Raw genomic sequence first — 15,152 nt, forward strand, 5'->3', positions numbered from 1 at the left:
AAAGAAAAAAGGCTCTCCGCACCGGGGAAATCTTTCTGAAAAAGTTTCGGATAAGGGGTGGATATCGGGACCGGGTTAGGGTATTGTGTGTTGCTGATAAGGAGGCGGCACACATGGGCTACTACATGAGCGAGTTGTACCGGCGCTACTTCCGGGCACCGGACTTCAGTGAACTGAAAGAAGAAATTGAACATACCCGCCAGGAAGTGCGGGACTGGCTGGACCAGACGCAGCGGCGGGAGCTGATGCGCCTGGTGGATGCGCAGGACCAGCTGAAAGCGAACCTAGCTCAGGCCAGCTTCGAGGCCGGGTTCCGGCTGGCCATGGGGCTGCTCCGGGAGGTAGAGGCGGAGCGTATCCGGCTCGAACTGGAAGAGGAGGGTTGAACGTGAAGAACATGCAGCTTCCCATTCAGAAGTGTCAATACTGCGGGAGCGAGGACATCGGTCTGGGCTGGCAGCACGGCGAGGCGCTGGTGACCTTCAAAAAGCATGGCCTGCTGGGCAACCGGCTGCAATACCTGATCTGCCGCCGCTGCGGCGCTGTGCTCTACCAGCGGGTGGCGGAGCCCCACCGGTTTCCCCCAGCCAGGTAGCACACAGAGATACGAGATAGGAGGTGAATCGAGATGGCAAAGAGACGGCCGTCGGGAGACGGCATGGTGCGCAAGCGGGAAGACGGCCGCTGGGAGGGCCGTATCGTCATTGGACATAAGGAGAGCGGCGCGCCCATCTTCCGCTATGTGTCCGCCAAGACACAGAAAGAGCTGTTAAAAAAGCTGCACCAGAGCATGGAAGAATACCGGGATGTGGATCTAAGCGAAAACAGCAAACTGCCTCTGGGCCAATGGTTGGACCGCTGGCTGGAGGAGTATGCCGCCCCCTCGGTGCGTCCCTCCACCCTGGAGGGATACCGGGGATATGTGGAGCGCAACATCAAGCCCCACCTGGGGGACAAGCCCGTGGGGAAGCTCACCCGGGAGGATGTCCGCAGGCTGTACCGAGAGCTCCAGAAAAACGGACGGCAGGAGTGTCATCCGGAGCACGGATACAAGCTGTCAGGCGGCACCATCCGCCGGATCCACGGGGTACTCCACCAGGCCATGGACGCGGCGGTGCGGGAAAACCTGATCGCCCGGAACCCAACGGAGGGCATCACCCTGCCCAAAAAGAAAACTGCCCCCAAGCAGATCCTCAACGACGCTCAGCTGGAGCGGTTTATGGAGGTAATCCAGGCGGACAGCGTCTGGCATGACTTCTTCTATACCGAGCTGACCACCGGCCTGCGGCAGGGGGAGATCTGCGGCCTCCTGTGGAGCGATTTTGATGAGACCCACGGAACCCTCTCTGTCCGCAGGACGCTCCATGTTCAGAAGGGCGGAGTTCTGGTCACTGGTGAGACCAAGACGGGTACGGGAAAGCGGACCATCACCCTGCCGCCCAGCACAGCCCAGCTTCTGGCCCAGCGCAAGAAACAGTCCTACTCCCAATGGATCTTCCCCAACCCTCTCCGGCCGGAGCAGCCCGCTAATCCCAACACCGTATACAGTCACTTGAAAACGCTGCTGAAAAAGGCCGGACTGCCCAGCATCCGCTTTCACGATCTCCGTCACACTTTTGCCACCCATGCCCTGGCCAGCGGTGTGGATGCCAAAACGCTCTCCGGCATCCTGGGTCATACCCAGGCCTCCTTCACCCTGGACACGTATACCCATGTGACCGGCGATATGCAGAAGCGGGCCAGTGAGATCGTGGGCGGATTTCTGGAACACATCATGGTGAGGTGAGCAAATGCCAGGCAAGAGAAAGAAGGGCGAAGGCACCGTCCGCCTGCGGAAGGACGGCCGCTGGGAGGGCCGGGTGGTGGTGGGCTACGACGAGGCGGGCAAACCAAAGACGAAAAATGTGCTGGCCAAAACCAAGAAGGAGTGCGTGGTCAGGCTGAAGGAGCTGAAAAATACCTGCCAGGTGGTTCGTCCCGTCCAGGTTCAGACCGGCATGCCCTTCGGAGACTGGCTGGACTTCTGGTATCAGAACTACTCTAGGCCCAGACTCCGCCCCAGTACCCAGCTCAACTACGAGTGCTGGATCTACCAACGCCTGATTCCCGGCCTGGGAGAGATCCCGCTGAACCAGCTGACCCAGGCGGAGCTCCAGCAGTTCTTCCGGCAGATGAAGGAGAGCGGACGGAAGGCCAATGTGGAGCAGCGGGGCTCCGATATGGCGGACCGTTCGGTACGCAGCTGCCACGCTGTCTGCCAGATGGCCCTGGACAAGGCGGTGGAGGAGAAGCTGATCCACGCCAACCCGGCGGTGGGCTGCAAGCTCCCACCTCTGAAGGGAAAAGAGATGAAGATCCTGACCCAGGAGGAGATTCAACGTTTCCTCATCCAGGCCAAGGCTGAGGGGATGTATGAGCTCTTCCTGCTGGAGCTGACCACCGGTATGCGCCGGGGCGAACTGCTGGCCCTCCGGTGGGAGGACCTGGACTTCGCCACCGGGAAACTGCGTATCGACAAGCAGGTCTGTCCCGTAGGCGGCAAACTGGCCATCAGCGAACCCAAAACCAGGGCGGCCAACCGAACCGTCATTCTGCCGCCCGCCATGGTGGAGCTGCTGGCGGAGTATAAAAGGGGCGTCTTCTCTGAATTGATGTTCCCCTCCCGCATCAAGCCGGACCAACCCATCGACCCCGGCTATGTCCGCAAGCGGCTCCAGGTGATTCTGGAGCGGGCAGGGTGCAAACGGGTCAGATTTCACGACTTGCGCCACACTTTCGCCACCCTGTCCCTGGAAAACGGTATGGATGTGAAGACCCTCTCCACCATCATCGGCCACGTCTCCTCGGCGACCACGCTGAACACCTATACCCACATCACCGATGAGATGCGCCGGAAAGCTGCCCTGAACATCGATCAGGGGATCGCAAAGGCGGAGGTGCAGCCGGAGCCGGAGCGGCAGGCGGCTGTCGGGCAGGAGCAGCAAACCTTTGTACCCATAGAGTTGCCCCGCCGCAGGCCGGGCACCGGGTGTGTCAGCCAGATCAACGAACACCTCTGGGAGGGCCGCTACTCCCCGGTGTGGCCGGACGGCAAAAAGCGGCCCCGCAACGTCTATGCCCATACCCGGGAGGAGTGTGAGGAAAAGCTCAAAGGGCTGATCCTGGAGATGAAGGCGGAGATCGCCGCCCTTCGCTCCGGGGCGAGCACGGAGTATCCCGACGGGGTGAATCCCAGGAAGAAGGCCATTGCCGTCTACCTGCGGGAACATCCGGACGTGACCAACAAGGCCAGGATCGCCAGGGAACTGCACATGAACCGCTCCACGGTGCGCCGGTACTATGATGAAGTCCGGGCGGAGGCTCAAAGGCAGAATTAAAGTAAACAGGGAACACCTCAAAAGCAAGGTGTTCCCTGTTTTGGTGACAATCGATTGTGCGCAAGGCCCGTTCAAGTGTGGGAATCTTCCCATGTTTGCAGAACTTTTCGCTGCTCCGGCGTATGGAACCAATGCTCTCCATTGTCCATGATCGTAAGTTGTGCCCCGTGATGCCGGGTAAATTCCTCCACTGTTTGGCGGGAAGTCATGTTATCCTGTCTGGCATACAGAATACAGATGGGGCATTGCCAGTCATGGATAGGGTGCTCCCGCACATAGCAAAGATAGGCCCATGACAGCTTTTGTCCAAAGGAGGTTGCGACCTCCCCCTTCTCTGAAAGCTCCCGCTCCGTCACGTTGGCCCATCGCATCATATCCAGGATCAGGCGCTCCATGTCCAGAATAGGGGACACCAGCAGGGCTTTTGCCGGTGCGTCCAAAGCGAGCATGGCAAAATAAGCGCCGATACTGTTGGCCCGGAGGGAGATGGAATCCCAGCGAACTTTGACCCAATCCATCACCGACTGCAGTTCTGGTACCACCGTCCAGGGGTTCAGTTCCTCGTTCCACCCCTGACGCGCTCCGTGTCCCGGAAGATCAATGCCCAGAACCTGAGCGCCTTTCGGGCAGACGATTTTGGCAAAGGCCTCCGCCTCCTCCTTGTACCCCATCTGACCATGAAGAAACAGCCATAGTCGTTCCGCGTGTTCACCATATAAAACGGCCGGAATTTGGCCGATCAGAAACTGTTGTGTTTTCATCGTTTCATCCCTTTCGGCGGGTGTATCTGAACATGAAATATCATCGAATGCTCACAGTATAACAGAGCTCCTGCCGAATGTATATGAAAAAGCCTTGAGAACAAGCTCAAAGAGTTGATCCTGGAGATGAAGGCGGAGATCGCCGCCCTCCGCTCCGGGGTGAGCACGGAGTATCCCGACGAGATAAATCCCAGGAAGAAGGCTATCGCCGCCTACCTTCGGGAACATCCGGATGTGACCAACAAGGCCAGGATTGCCAGGGAACTGCACCTGAACCGCTCTACGGTGCGCCGGTACTATGATGAAGTCCGGGCGGAGGCTCAACAACAGAGGTGATAAAATCGTACCGGGACGGTGGTTGTGTCAAATTCCAGATTGTAGCTCAATGGCTGTCATGGTATGATAATACTTACCCTTTCAGAAACGCGTCCCAGAGTGGATGGACAGGATGGAGAAGGATATGAGAGAAGTTGATCCCAAAAGCACACCCCGGGCCCTGGCCTTTGAGCTGTGGAGCAAGGCTCCCATGCCTATGGTAACCCTGATGAAGACCCTGGATGTGACCCCGTTGGTGCGCCTCAGCCGAAAACGGAACTATAAATTCAATATGCTCCTGTGCTGGTGTATCGGAGTAGCTGCTGCCCAGACGGAGGACTTCTACCTGCTTCCTGTGGGAGACAAGCTGATGCGGTACGATAAGCTGGCTGTCAATACGGTGGTGGCCACCCGGGACGGAGGCATTGCCACCTGTGACCTTCCCGTTTCCACTGACCTGGATCAGTTTGACCGGGACTACCGAAGCCTCACCGGGCAGGTTTACGAGAGCGGAGAGAGCTATGAGCTGGGCGAGGACTATATGGTTATCGGAACCTCCGCTCTGGCGGGGTATGAGATCGACGGTGCGGTGAATATCTACGCCGGATGCTACAATAACCCATTTCTCATCTGGGGCAAATACCGGAAAAAGTGGCTGCGCGCCACCTTGCCGGTATCCTTCCAGTTTCATCACACCCAGATGGACGGCATCCCTGCCGCAGCCTTTTTGGAGCGGCTGCAGGGAGAAATCCGGCAAGCGGGGAGGAAAAACCGATGACGGAACAAATCAGATGCAGCTGGGCCAACCCAAAGAATCCCCTTTATATTCGCTACCACGACGAGGAGTGGGGCGTCCCGGTTCACGACGACCACAAGTTGTTTGAAATGCTGATCCTGGAGAGCTTCCAGGCCGGACTCTCCTGGGAGTGCATCCTCAACAAGCGGGAGGCCTTCCGACAGGCCTTTGACGGCTTTGACCTGGAGAAGGTCTGCGGCTACGGCCAGGAGAAGCTGGAGAGGCTGATGCAGGAGCCTGGCATTGTCCGCAATAAACTGAAAATCCGTGCCGCCGTAAACAACGCCCGGATTTTCCGAACCATCCAGCAGGAGTGGGGCAGCTTTGACCGCTACCTCTGGCACTGGACAGAAGGGAACACCGCCTATGAGACAGGCAAGGTAAGCTCCGAGCTTTCAGATATGGTTTCCAGAGACCTGAAGCGCCGGCGCATGAAGTTCGTGGGGACAGTCATTATCTATTCCTATCTCCAGGCAGTAGGGGTCATCAATTCTCACGAGGAGGCCTGCTTTTGCAGGCACATCAAATCATAGTTTGGCTGCCGGGGCAGTTGTTTTGAGGGACAGGCAGCGGGCCTGCAGCAAATGCTGCAAGTCCGCTGCCTGAATCATAGAATGATTTTGTTGTAGTTTTTGAGTGAAAAATCGTAGTACATAGATGAAGCCGGAAAGGAGGCGGTGAGATGACAGACGATGAAAAAATCATTGAACTGTTTTTTGCGCGTGACCAACAGGGTATACAGGAATTGGACTCAAAATATGGAAAAGCCTGTCACAGTTTTTCGTATCACATTGTGAATGACAGGAATGATGCCGAGGAATGTGTGAACGAGGCCTATTTCGGTGCATGGAACGCCATTCCTCCGGCAAACCCCGACCCGCTGCTATCCTATCTTTTGAAAATCGTCCGGAACATTTCCCTCAAACTGTATTGGAGAAAGGAAGCAGCTAAACGAAGCGGTCACTACAAAATTGCTTTAGAGGAAATCGAGGGCTATATCGCAGACCCAAAAACCGTGGAAGATGAAATCGAAGCCAAAGAGTTAGCCCGTATCATCGAAGAGTTTTTGGACACGCTGACCGTCCAAAACCGCGTGATCTTCATGCGCCGCTATTGGTTTGCCGACAGCTACAAGGACATAGCCGAGTTTGTAGGGCTGACCGAGAAAAATATCTCCGTTCGGCTGACCCGTATCCGCGAGAAGATGAAGAAATACTTGATAGAACGGGAGGTGTTTGTATGAACGCAAAGACGTTTTCCGACGCCATGAGCGAACTTGATACGAAATATGTTGATGAAGCTCTTTTTTATGATAAATCACAAATATCGAAGGTAAGGCCTCGAAAGTTGGGCATCCTGATTGCTGCCGTCATAGCTTTATTAGCTCTTTGCGGTTTTGTAGTGTGTGAACTCGGATTATCTGACCTGTGGATCCAGAAGCCATCTACTGATCCAGTCCAAACTGTTCAAAGTGCGATTGAAGGACAAGCCGATAAGGAATATACAATTTGTGTGCGCGTGGATGAAATTAAAGTGGACGAAAGCGAAACAGAGCGTGTGATCGAAAGGTACTCCGGCAGCGACCTTGCAGAAGCAAGAGGATGGACAGACGAATATCTCGCAGAGCATTTTGTCGTGGTATGGGCGAAATACTATGTAGAGTACGACCACACAAAGACATTTTTGGATGACGGTTATACAGAACAGTATTTTTACCTAACCCAAGATACAAAATCTGGTGAATGGACAATTTCTGATAATACATCCCCTAATATAAAGACAGAATAGACTTCCGGTTTGTAGGGTAGACATCCACTTCTTTTGTCCATGAGAAGAAAGGTGTTGCAGCAAGAGCTGTCCCAAGAGGAACGCCGGACGCGCAGCCACCAGCTGACTGTCCGGGATGCGGCCTTTGAAGGTGTCGTGTTGTTTACATGGTTATCTTGTGACCCTCTCAAATCCTGAGCTGCAGAAAACAAAAGACGTGCACTCCCGAAAAAGGGGTGCCCGTCAAGTGGTCAAACGGAAAACCTGACTGTGGTATTTATGTGGTCAATTTTTGAGGCCACTTTTTTAACCCAAAATTTCGTAACAAAAAACAAGAAAAATCCGCTATTTTCTCACGAAAATAGCGGATTTTTGGTCCGAGTGGCGGGATTTGAACCCACGGCCTCTTGGACCCGAACCAAGCGCGATACCAAGCTTCGCCACACCCGGATGAACTTTTCTGCCTCTTCCTGCCCCGCTTTTCCAGTCAGGTGCAGAATCAGCACGTATTATTATACTGATGCCCCTTCCTTTTGTCAAGGGGAGAAATGGGCGGCTATCCGCCCATTTCCAACCCCGCCACCACCTCCCGCACACAGGTCAGGAAGTGGGCGGTGAGCGGCGAGGGTGCCTTCCCGCTCCGGGTCGCTAAACCGATATCCCGGAACCGGGGATGCTCCAGAGGAATGGCGGAAAAGCGGCGGTTGCTATTTCGCAGCACCAGCTCCGGCATGATACTCACGCCCAGCCCCTGCTCCACCATGGACAAAATGGCAAAATCATCATTCACGTTGTACTGCAGATTGGGTCGGATCCCCTCCTCCTGGAAAATGCGGCTGATCTCCACATCCCGCTCCTCCAGAATACGGATATAGGGGTCCTGAGCAAAGCGCTCCACAGGGTAGCTGTCAGCATTCGCCAGAGGATGGTCGGGAGGCAGCACCGCCAGCAGTCTATCCCGCCGCAGCGGAATGGTATCCAGCCCCTCCCCCGCCGGAAGCCGCAGGAAGCCGCAGTCCACCTGCCCCCGGCGCACCAGGTCCTCCACCTCCGCAAACTCCCAGCTGCTGACCAGCTCGAAATGGATGCCGGGATAGCGGTCCAGAAAGGCCTTCATAATGGCTGGCAGCCAGTGGATGGACACGCTGGTGAAGGTCCCAACCCGCAGGGTACCACGGGTCATGCCGTGGAGCTCCGCCACCTGCTCCTCCAGCTCCTTGGCTGCATTGCACACCGCCTGGATGTATGGCAGCAGCGCTTCCCCGTTGGAGCTGAGAGTCACCCCGCTCCGGCTGCGGGTCAGCAGCTCCATATCCCACTCCCGCTCCAGCTCCGCGATGGTCCGGCTCACCGCCGACTGGGTATAACCCATGGCCTCCGCCGCCCGGGTGATCCCTCCCAGCTCCACCGTTTTCAGCAATGCTTGATACTTTGTCAGATTCATAGTATCATTCCTTTTCATCATGTAAATCATGAAAAAGATTCGTTTGCTTCATATCGCTTTCTATTGTATACTATAGCCAGAAGGAAAGCAAGAGCGCCGGAAAGAAAGGAGCGATCGTCATGAAGAAGAACATCACCATGGAGACCAGCCGGAGAATTGCCGGATATGAGCTGCTGCGGAAGGGAATTCCCGCCGGGCTGGTGAAGGAGTACTGGGTCGGAAGTCCCTGGCGAGCGCTCCGGGACTGTGTCCGGGGCGTGTAACAGCAACCTGCCTCACGGGTTGGGGAGAGCATAACGAAGGGGGGTACCGCCGTCAGGCGGTACCCCCCTTCCAATCTGTTCAGATCAATTACTTGCGGTAGCAGATCTCGTGGCGCTTAGGACCAGTAGAGACAATGGTGATGGGCGCCTCGATCTCCTTCTCGATGAAGTCCACGTAGTCCCGGGCCGCCTGGGGCAGGGCGTTGTAATCGGTAATACCCCGGATGTCGCACTTCCAGCCCGGCAGGGTCTGATACACCGGCTTGGCACGGTCCAGCAGGGCGGGCACAGGGAAGTCGCGGGTCACCTGGCCGTCGATCTCATAGCCGGTGCACACCTTGATCTCATCCAGATAGCCCAGGCAGTCGATGGCGGTGAGGGCCACCTGGGTGGTACCCTGCACCATGCAGCCGTAGCGGGTAGCCACCGCATCGAACCAGCCCACGCGGCGGGGACGGCCGGTAGTGGCGCCGTACTCGCCGGCGTCGCCGCCGCGATGACGCAGTTCCTCCGCCTCATCGCCGAAGAGCTCGCTGACAAAGGCACCGGCGCCCACGGCGGACGAATAGGCCTTGGTCACGGTCACGATATCGCTGATGGACGTGGGAGGCACACCGCCGCCCACGGTACCGAAGCCGGCCAGGGTATGGGAAGAGGTGGTCATGGGGCAGATGCCCAGGTTGGGATCCTTCATGGAGCCCAGCTGGCCCTCCAGCAGCACCTGCTTGCCGGACTTCAGGGCCCGGTGGACAAACGTCACGCCATCCCCCACATAGGGCTCCAGGATCTTGCGGTAGCCCATCAGCTCTTCAAAGAGGGCATCAGGATCCAGCAGAGGCTTGTGATAGAGGTGCTCCAGCAGCACATTCTTCAGCTCACAGATGTGGGCCAGCTGGCCCTTGAGCCGGTCCTCATGCCACAGATCGGCCACCTGAATGCCGATCTTGGAGTATTTATCGGAATAGAAGGGGGCAATGCCGGACTTGGTGGAGCCATAGGCCGCGCCGGCCAGCCGCTCCTCCTCATAGGAATCCAGCAGCACATGATAGCTCATCAGCAGCTGAGCCCGCTGATCTACAATGATGTGGGGCGCAGGAACCCCGCCGTCCTCCAGATGCTTCAGCTCCGCGGCAAACTTGTTCACATCCAGAGCCACGCCATTGCCGATGATATTGGTGATATGGGGGTAGAACACACCGGAGGGGAGCTGATGCAGAGCAAACTTCCCGTAATCACAGATGATGGTGTGCCCGGCATTGGCACCGCCCTGAAAACGGATGACCACATCAGACTGCTCGGCCAGCAGATCGGTGATCTTGCCCTTGCCCTCATCGCCCCAGTTTGCGCCGACGATTGCCTTTACCATACGATTTCCTCCTGCCGCGGGGATTCGCGCATTGGCCTTTTCCCGCCGGCAAACTGTTGAGCCGATATCATGAGCCTGCCCAACGTGGGATATTATATTCCTATTTTTTTCTTTGGACAAGGTGGCAGCCGCAAAAAATTATATGAATTTCTCTCTTTTCTTCCGTTCTTTTTTCCCTGTGCGTTTTGGCGGAAGCACCGGCATGCCCCCCGGCAGCTGCCACTTCTCCTCCCGGCTCAGAACGCAGCGCCGCCCTTCCGCCTGCTCCGCCGCCTCCCACCGCACCCGGAGCACCCCCTCTTCCCTGGACACCTCCGCCGTCAGGCCGGCGCTCCACGGTTCGAAGGGCCGGGACCTGCTCCGGGCCGTCTGGGCCGCAGCGCAGGCACGCTGGTAAAGGAGCCCCTCCCACCGTTCCCGCCACATCCGCTCCAGACGCCGGTAGTAGCGCTCCACCCGCCGGGGCGCGGTCACGGGCAGCGTCAGCTTCGGCACCGAAAAGGACAGCACCGGCTCTCCCTCCCACAACAAGGTCCGGATACCTGAAGCCACAGGTCCCTCCTTCTTTATTTTTTCCATTACACTCTCCCCCTTATATGGAATAATTTTCTATTTAGTTTATGCATTTTTTCTAAAAGCGGTGAAAAAATGGTTTACTTCCATACTTCACTTTGGTAAAATATAAGACGATCATATCGCAATTTTAAGTGGGAGGTCTGACGGCCTATGACAAAAAATGAAAAGCGTGAACACGGCGATCTGCTCTATCAGGCGATCCTTACTCTAAAGGATCTGGACGAGTGCAAGAAGTTCTTCTCCGACCTGTGCACCGTGGCGGAGCTGCGGGCCATGGAGCAGCGGTTCGAAGTGGCCATGCTCTTATCCGACGGCATGATCTACAATGATATTTTAGAACGCACCGGCGCCTCCAGCGCCACCATCAGCCGGGTCAACCGCTCCCTGCAGTACGGAGCAGACGGTTATCAGGCTGTCCTGCCCCGGATCAAGGAGATGCAGGGCGACGATGGCGTATGAGTATTTAGCCCAGTGCTATGACCAATTTACAGAGGATGTGGACTACAGCCGGTGGGCGGACTATGTGGAAAAGCACTTCGCCCGCAGCAAGCTGCCCATCCGCACGGTGCTGGATCTGGCCTGCGGCACCGGGAGCCTGACCAGGCTTCTGGCCCAGCGGGGCTATGAGATGATCGGCGCCGACCTCTCAGAGGAGATGCTGGCCCAGGCGGCGGAAAAATGCCGGGGCGTGGGGGATCCGGAGCCCATCTTTCTCCATCAGGCGATGGAGGAGCTGGACCTCTACGGCACCATCGACGCCTGCGTCTGCTGTCTGGACAGCGTCAACTATGTCACCCGGTCCGGGAAACTGGCCCGGGCGTTTCAGCGTGTGCACACCTTTTTGATGCCCGGCGGCCTGTTCCTGTTCGACATCAATACCCCGGACAAGCTGCGGGGCCTGGACGGGCAGATGTTCCTGGATGAGAATGAAAACGCCTACTGCGTCTGGCGGGCGGATTACTCCCCCCGGCGGCGGGTGTGTACCTACGGCATGGACATCTTCCAGCGGACCGAGGGCAACCTGTGGCAGCGCTGGGAGGAAGTCCACGAGGAATTTGCCTACGAGCCGGAGGAACTGGAGGACCTGCTGCGGCAGGCCGGTTTCCGGCAGATCAAGCAATACGGCGAACTGCGTATGCGTGCTCCCCGGCAGGGGGAAGGCCGCATCTTCTTCGCCGCACGAAAGGATACCTAAGCATTATGACAGATACAATCATTCGCGCACTGACCAAAAACGCGCCGGTAAAGGCCTCCGTCATCTCCGCCCGCGGTATGGTGGAGCGGGCCCGGCAGATCCACAAGACCCTGCCGGTAGCCACCGCCGCCCTGGGCCGCAGCCTGATGGCAGTTTCCATGATGGGCAACCAGCTGAAGGAGGAGAATGGCTCCGTGACCCTCCGCATCAAAGGCGGCGGACCTCTTGGCTCCATCACGGTGGTGTCCGACAGCAAGGGCAACGCCCGGGGCTATGTGACCAACCCCCTGGTTGATCTGCCCCTGAAGGGGCCGGCCAAGCTGGACGTGGGGGCCGCTGTGGGCCGGGACGGCTCCCTGACGGTCATCAAGGATCTGTGCATGAAGGAGCCCTATGTGGGCACCGTTCCCCTGGTTTCCGGCGAGATCGCCGAGGACATCACCTCCTATTTCGCCGAGAGCGAGCAGATTCCCACGGCCTGCGCCCTGGGGGTGCTGGTGGATGTGGACCAGAGCGTTCTCTGTGCCGGCGGCTACCTGATCCAGCTGCTGCCCGGGGCGGATGACAAGGTGATCACCGCCGTGGAAAACGGCATCCAGCGGGTGGGGCCGGTGACCGAGGCCATGCGGAACGGCGCCGACGCCCGGACCCTGCTGGAGCAGGTGCTCTCCGATTTCGAGCTGGAGATCCTGTCGGAGGAGCCGGTGGAGTACCGCTGTTACTGCTCCCGGGACCGGGTCAGCCGGGCTCTCATCAGCATGGGCCGCCAGGAACTGGAGGACCTGATCCGGGAACAGGGCAAGGCGGAGCTGACCTGCCAGTTCTGCGACAAGGTCTATACCTATTCCAAGGAGGATCTGGAGGCCCTTCTGGCCTCCCTCGACGCTCAGTAACAACAACCGTGCCGTCCCCGGATTCCGTGCCTGGGGACGGCACGGAAAATAATCGAAAAAAATTTGCCGAAACGGTTGACAACCCCGGCAGCTTCTAGTATAATAACCTTCGCTGCTTGACCGAAAGCAGACTTGATAACGGGAGCATAGCTCAGCTGGGAGAGCGCATGCCTTACAAGCATGATGTCACAGGTTCGAGCCCTGTTGTTCCCACCACTCCCTTTCTGGGAGCTCCCGTACCCCCTACCGTATGGCGCGGTAGTTCAGTTGGTTAGAACGCCGGCCTGTCACGCCGGAGGTCGAGGGTTCAAGTCCCTTCCGCGTCGCCATTTGCCTCTGTAGCTCAGTTGGTAGAGCAGGGGACTGAAAATCCCCGTGTCGCTGGTTCGATTCCGGCCGGAGGCACCATCCTTCCGGCGAATATGTCCCACATATTCGCCGGAAGGTTCCCTTATTTTTCTGGTATCCCGTGTGTGTGGTCCGCATAGAATGGATCACGACATGCAGGTGTAGCTCATCTGGTAGAGCGCCACCTTGCCAAGGTGGAGGTAGCGAGTTCGAGCCTCGTCACCTGCTCCAAAAATGATCACAAGACTTCTTGTGATCCATAAGGCGACATAGCCAAGTGGTAAGGCAGAGCTCTGCAAAAGCTCCACCCCCAGTTCGAGTCTGGGTGTCGCCTCCAAAAAAGAAACACCAGCCAATAGGCTGGTGTTTCTTTTTTGCGCAAAAGCTGTGACGTCTGCGTCTGAATCCGTAGTATAAGAGCGAGGAAGAAAGGAGGGCGGCAAATGGAGGACCTCAAGATCATTGATTTGTTTTTCCTGCGCTCAGAGACGGCCGTTACGGAGCTGGAGAAGAAGTACGGAACAATTTGCAAAAAACTGGCGTTCCATATTTTAAACAACAAAGAGGACGCAGAAGAGTGTGTAAACGACGCCTACCTGGCCGTATGGAACAACATCCCGCCTAATCGGCCAGACCCGCTGCGGGCCTACCTCTGCCGGATCGTACGGAATCTCTCCATCAAGAAATATAAAGCGAACACTGCGGAAAAGCGCAACAGCTTTTATGACATATCATTGGAGGAGCTGGCCGAGTGCATCCCGGCCCGCGAGACGGTAGAGGACCTGTGGGATGCAAAAGAGCTGGGCAAACAGCTGGACGCCTTTCTCGGTACGCTGGATCAAAGGAGCCGCATTCTGTTCCTGCGGCGGTACTGGTTTTCTGATTCATTGGCCGAGCTGGCATCAGAATTTCACATCACGGAGCACAACGCTGCCGTCCGGCTGTCACGGATCCGGGCAAAACTGCGGAACTATTTGTCAAAGGAGGGTATTCAGAGATGACACGGGAACAGCTATCGGATGCCTTGGGAGAAATCAACCCCCGCTATGTGGATGAGGCGTTGACGGGTGCGGACCGGCGCGCCGCAAGGCCCAGGGGTCTTCTCCGGGCAGGTCTGGCCGCGGCGGTGATCGCGGGTCTGCTGATACTCACGACGGGCGCGGTATTTATCCTCAAGCCGGTTCTGCAAACCTACTTTGGCAAGTCCGCAGCCTATGTCTACCAGAAGAACAGTCAGATCCTGAACCTGAGCCAGACCGTGGACGGATGGACCATGACCCTTACCGACTGCATCGGCGACGACAACCGCCTGTATGTGGGAATAGAGGTCACGGCCCCTAAGGGGATCGCGCTGAACGAGCAGGGGTATCCACTCCCCTACGGGATTGAGGAGATCGACATTGACGTCAGCGACGGCGCCCGACATCCCGGGGCATGGTACATCAATCAGGTCCCGGATGACAGTGAGACGGACAACCATCTTCGCTTTGTCCTCTGGATGAATTGTCAGGAGTCTCTGGATGGGAAGACCATTTCCTTGGTCCTGGGCAGGATCAGCCATGGCAATGGGGTCTGCGACTTCGACGGAAGCTGGACCTTCCGGGATATCAAGCTGGACCTGGCAGATCAGAGCATCCGGCTGGAGCCGCAGGTGACTGTCCCGGTACTGGATACCACTGCTACCCTGACAGAGCTGACTGTTTCCCCTGTTTCCATCACGCTTTGCTTCCAGGGCGAGGGGCTGATCGGACAGTGCCAGCGCTATCCCAACGGTACAAACATCACAGATCCCACCATTGTTCTTTATGACCACGAGGGCAACGTCATGCAGCTGGAAACCCGGCACGCCCCCTTCGGCAGCCGGGCAGGCAGCGGCGACAACAACACAACGGGAGAACTGCGGATCGTGCAGGGCTACGAAACCTTTATTGATCTGGAGGCACTGGACCATATCGAAATCTGCGGGGTCTCCATTCCGGTAAGGCAGTAGCCGTCCAGCCGCAGCATTGTGACACCGCAAAAAGGAACACCAGCCTTAAGGCTGGTGTTCC

19 protein-coding genes and 6 tRNA genes are annotated in these 15,152 nt (G+C 57.3%); 20 read left to right on the plus strand and 5 right to left on the minus strand.

Annotated elements, in window-relative coordinates; translation table 11 throughout:
• The first annotated feature begins 113 nt into the window (after positions 1-113).
• From E0E41_RS05330 to E0E41_RS05345, 4 genes are read left to right on the plus strand one after another with little or no spacing between them, the layout of a single operon-like run.
• Complete coding sequence (locus E0E41_RS05330) at positions 114-386, plus strand: DUF6809 family protein (RefSeq protein ID WP_130869058.1); 273 nt, start codon at positions 114-116, stop codon at positions 384-386.
• A gap of 11 nt (positions 387-397) precedes the next feature.
• Positions 398-595 (plus strand): hypothetical protein, encoded by a 198-nt coding sequence (locus E0E41_RS05335; protein WP_130870775.1) that lies wholly within the window; start codon positions 398-400, stop codon positions 593-595.
• Between the two features lie 33 nt (positions 596-628).
• Positions 629-1,786, plus strand: a complete 1,158-nt coding sequence (locus E0E41_RS05340; protein ID WP_130869059.1) for a tyrosine-type recombinase/integrase — start codon at positions 629-631, stop codon at positions 1,784-1,786.
• Positions 1,787-1,790: 4 nt separating this feature from the next.
• Positions 1,791-3,377, plus strand: a complete 1,587-nt coding sequence (locus E0E41_RS05345; RefSeq protein ID WP_130869060.1) for a tyrosine-type recombinase/integrase — start codon at positions 1,791-1,793, stop codon at positions 3,375-3,377.
• A 71-nt stretch (positions 3,378-3,448) separates the two neighbouring features.
• On the opposite strand, the gene E0E41_RS05350 is transcribed toward E0E41_RS05345, so the two are convergent.
• Positions 3,449-4,138: an alpha/beta hydrolase gene (locus E0E41_RS05350; protein WP_130869061.1), complete on the minus strand. Its 690-nt coding sequence runs from the start codon at positions 4,136-4,138 to the stop codon at positions 3,449-3,451.
• 114 nt (positions 4,139-4,252) lie between these two features.
• On the opposite strand from E0E41_RS05350, the gene E0E41_RS05355 reads away from it, so the two are divergent.
• The 5 genes from E0E41_RS05355 (at position 4,253) to E0E41_RS05375 (ending at position 7,037) form a co-directional block, all read left to right on the plus strand.
• Entirely contained in the window at positions 4,253-4,474 is a 222-nt protein-coding gene (locus E0E41_RS05355; RefSeq protein WP_207303196.1) for a hypothetical protein, read from the plus strand.
• Positions 4,475-4,598: 124 nt separating this feature from the next.
• Positions 4,599-5,231, plus strand: a complete 633-nt coding sequence (locus tag E0E41_RS05360) for a CatA-like O-acetyltransferase, family 2 (protein ID WP_130869062.1) — start codon at positions 4,599-4,601, stop codon at positions 5,229-5,231.
• The gene (locus E0E41_RS05365) at positions 5,228-5,782 is read left to right on the plus strand and encodes a DNA-3-methyladenine glycosylase I (protein WP_130869063.1); all 555 of its coding nucleotides are present in this window, start codon (positions 5,228-5,230) and stop codon (positions 5,780-5,782) included. The genes E0E41_RS05360 and E0E41_RS05365 overlap by 4 nt, the downstream gene beginning before the upstream one ends.
• A 149-nt stretch (positions 5,783-5,931) precedes the next feature.
• Positions 5,932-6,492 carry an RNA polymerase sigma factor gene (locus E0E41_RS05370; RefSeq protein WP_130869064.1) on the plus strand — a complete coding sequence of 187 codons (561 nt, stop codon included), beginning with the start codon at positions 5,932-5,934 and terminating at the stop codon, positions 6,490-6,492.
• A complete protein-coding gene (locus E0E41_RS05375; protein WP_130869065.1) occupies positions 6,489-7,037 on the plus strand; it encodes a hypothetical protein in 549 nt (182 codons plus the stop codon). The genes E0E41_RS05370 and E0E41_RS05375 overlap by 4 nt, the downstream gene beginning before the upstream one ends.
• A 352-nt stretch (positions 7,038-7,389) precedes the next feature.
• On the opposite strand, the gene E0E41_RS05380 is transcribed toward E0E41_RS05375, so the two are convergent.
• Together E0E41_RS05380 and E0E41_RS05385 are read right to left on the minus strand one after the other, a co-directional pair.
• Positions 7,390-7,466 (minus strand) — tRNA-Pro (locus tag E0E41_RS05380).
• A gap of 106 nt (positions 7,467-7,572) precedes the next feature.
• Complete coding sequence (locus E0E41_RS05385; RefSeq protein WP_130869066.1) at positions 7,573-8,460, minus strand: LysR family transcriptional regulator; 888 nt, start codon at positions 8,458-8,460, stop codon at positions 7,573-7,575.
• Positions 8,461-8,579: 119 nt separating this feature from the next.
• Here E0E41_RS05385 and E0E41_RS18470 point away from each other — a divergent pair, with 119 nt between their 5' ends.
• Entirely contained in the window at positions 8,580-8,723 is a 144-nt protein-coding gene (locus tag E0E41_RS18470) for a hypothetical protein (protein ID WP_165450507.1), read from the plus strand.
• Positions 8,724-8,811: 88 nt separating this feature from the next.
• On the opposite strand, the gene E0E41_RS05390 is transcribed toward E0E41_RS18470, so the two are convergent.
• Both E0E41_RS05390 and E0E41_RS05395 read right to left on the minus strand, forming a co-directional pair.
• Positions 8,812-10,089 carry an adenylosuccinate synthase gene (locus E0E41_RS05390; RefSeq protein ID WP_130869067.1) on the minus strand — a complete coding sequence of 426 codons (1,278 nt, stop codon included), beginning with the start codon at positions 10,087-10,089 and terminating at the stop codon, positions 8,812-8,814.
• Between the two features lie 138 nt (positions 10,090-10,227).
• Positions 10,228-10,641, minus strand: a complete 414-nt coding sequence (locus E0E41_RS05395; RefSeq protein WP_130869068.1) for a hypothetical protein — start codon at positions 10,639-10,641, stop codon at positions 10,228-10,230.
• 174 nt (positions 10,642-10,815) lie between these two features.
• Between E0E41_RS05395 and E0E41_RS05400 the strand changes: the two genes are divergently transcribed.
• The 10 genes from E0E41_RS05400 to E0E41_RS05445 all read left to right on the plus strand — a co-directional run bounded on the left by E0E41_RS05400 (position 10,816) and on the right by E0E41_RS05445 (position 15,091).
• Entirely contained in the window at positions 10,816-11,124 is a 309-nt protein-coding gene (locus tag E0E41_RS05400; protein WP_130869069.1) for a YerC/YecD family TrpR-related protein, read from the plus strand.
• On the plus strand, positions 11,114-11,860 hold the full coding sequence (locus E0E41_RS05405; RefSeq protein ID WP_130869070.1) for a class I SAM-dependent DNA methyltransferase: 747 nt from the start codon (positions 11,114-11,116) through the stop codon (positions 11,858-11,860). The genes E0E41_RS05400 and E0E41_RS05405 overlap by 11 nt, the downstream gene beginning before the upstream one ends.
• A gap of 5 nt (positions 11,861-11,865) precedes the next feature.
• Positions 11,866-12,753, plus strand: coding sequence for an Hsp33 family molecular chaperone HslO (gene hslO / locus E0E41_RS05410; protein WP_130869071.1), 888 nt, complete (start codon positions 11,866-11,868; stop codon positions 12,751-12,753).
• Between the two features lie 140 nt (positions 12,754-12,893).
• Positions 12,894-12,969, plus strand: a tRNA-Val gene (locus E0E41_RS05415).
• Between the two features lie 36 nt (positions 12,970-13,005).
• Positions 13,006-13,082: transfer RNA gene (locus tag E0E41_RS05420), tRNA-Asp, on the plus strand.
• Between the two features lie 3 nt (positions 13,083-13,085).
• A tRNA-Phe gene (locus E0E41_RS05425) sits at positions 13,086-13,161 on the plus strand.
• Between the two features lie 95 nt (positions 13,162-13,256).
• A tRNA-Gly gene (locus E0E41_RS05430) sits at positions 13,257-13,332 on the plus strand.
• 32 nt (positions 13,333-13,364) lie between these two features.
• Positions 13,365-13,438, plus strand: a tRNA-Cys gene (locus E0E41_RS05435).
• A gap of 106 nt (positions 13,439-13,544) precedes the next feature.
• Positions 13,545-14,102: an RNA polymerase sigma factor gene (locus E0E41_RS05440; RefSeq protein ID WP_130869072.1), complete on the plus strand. Its 558-nt coding sequence runs from the start codon at positions 13,545-13,547 to the stop codon at positions 14,100-14,102.
• Positions 14,099-15,091 (plus strand): DUF4179 domain-containing protein, encoded by a 993-nt coding sequence (locus E0E41_RS05445; protein WP_130869073.1) that lies wholly within the window; start codon positions 14,099-14,101, stop codon positions 15,089-15,091. Before E0E41_RS05440 ends, E0E41_RS05445 begins: the two co-directional genes overlap by 4 nt.
• Positions 15,092-15,152: the final 61 nt, after the last annotated feature.

This window comes from Intestinimonas massiliensis (ex Afouda et al. 2020), assembly GCF_900626285.1.
In the GTDB taxonomy this organism is placed as follows: domain Bacteria; phylum Bacillota; class Clostridia; order Oscillospirales; family Oscillospiraceae; genus Flavonifractor; species Flavonifractor massiliensis_A.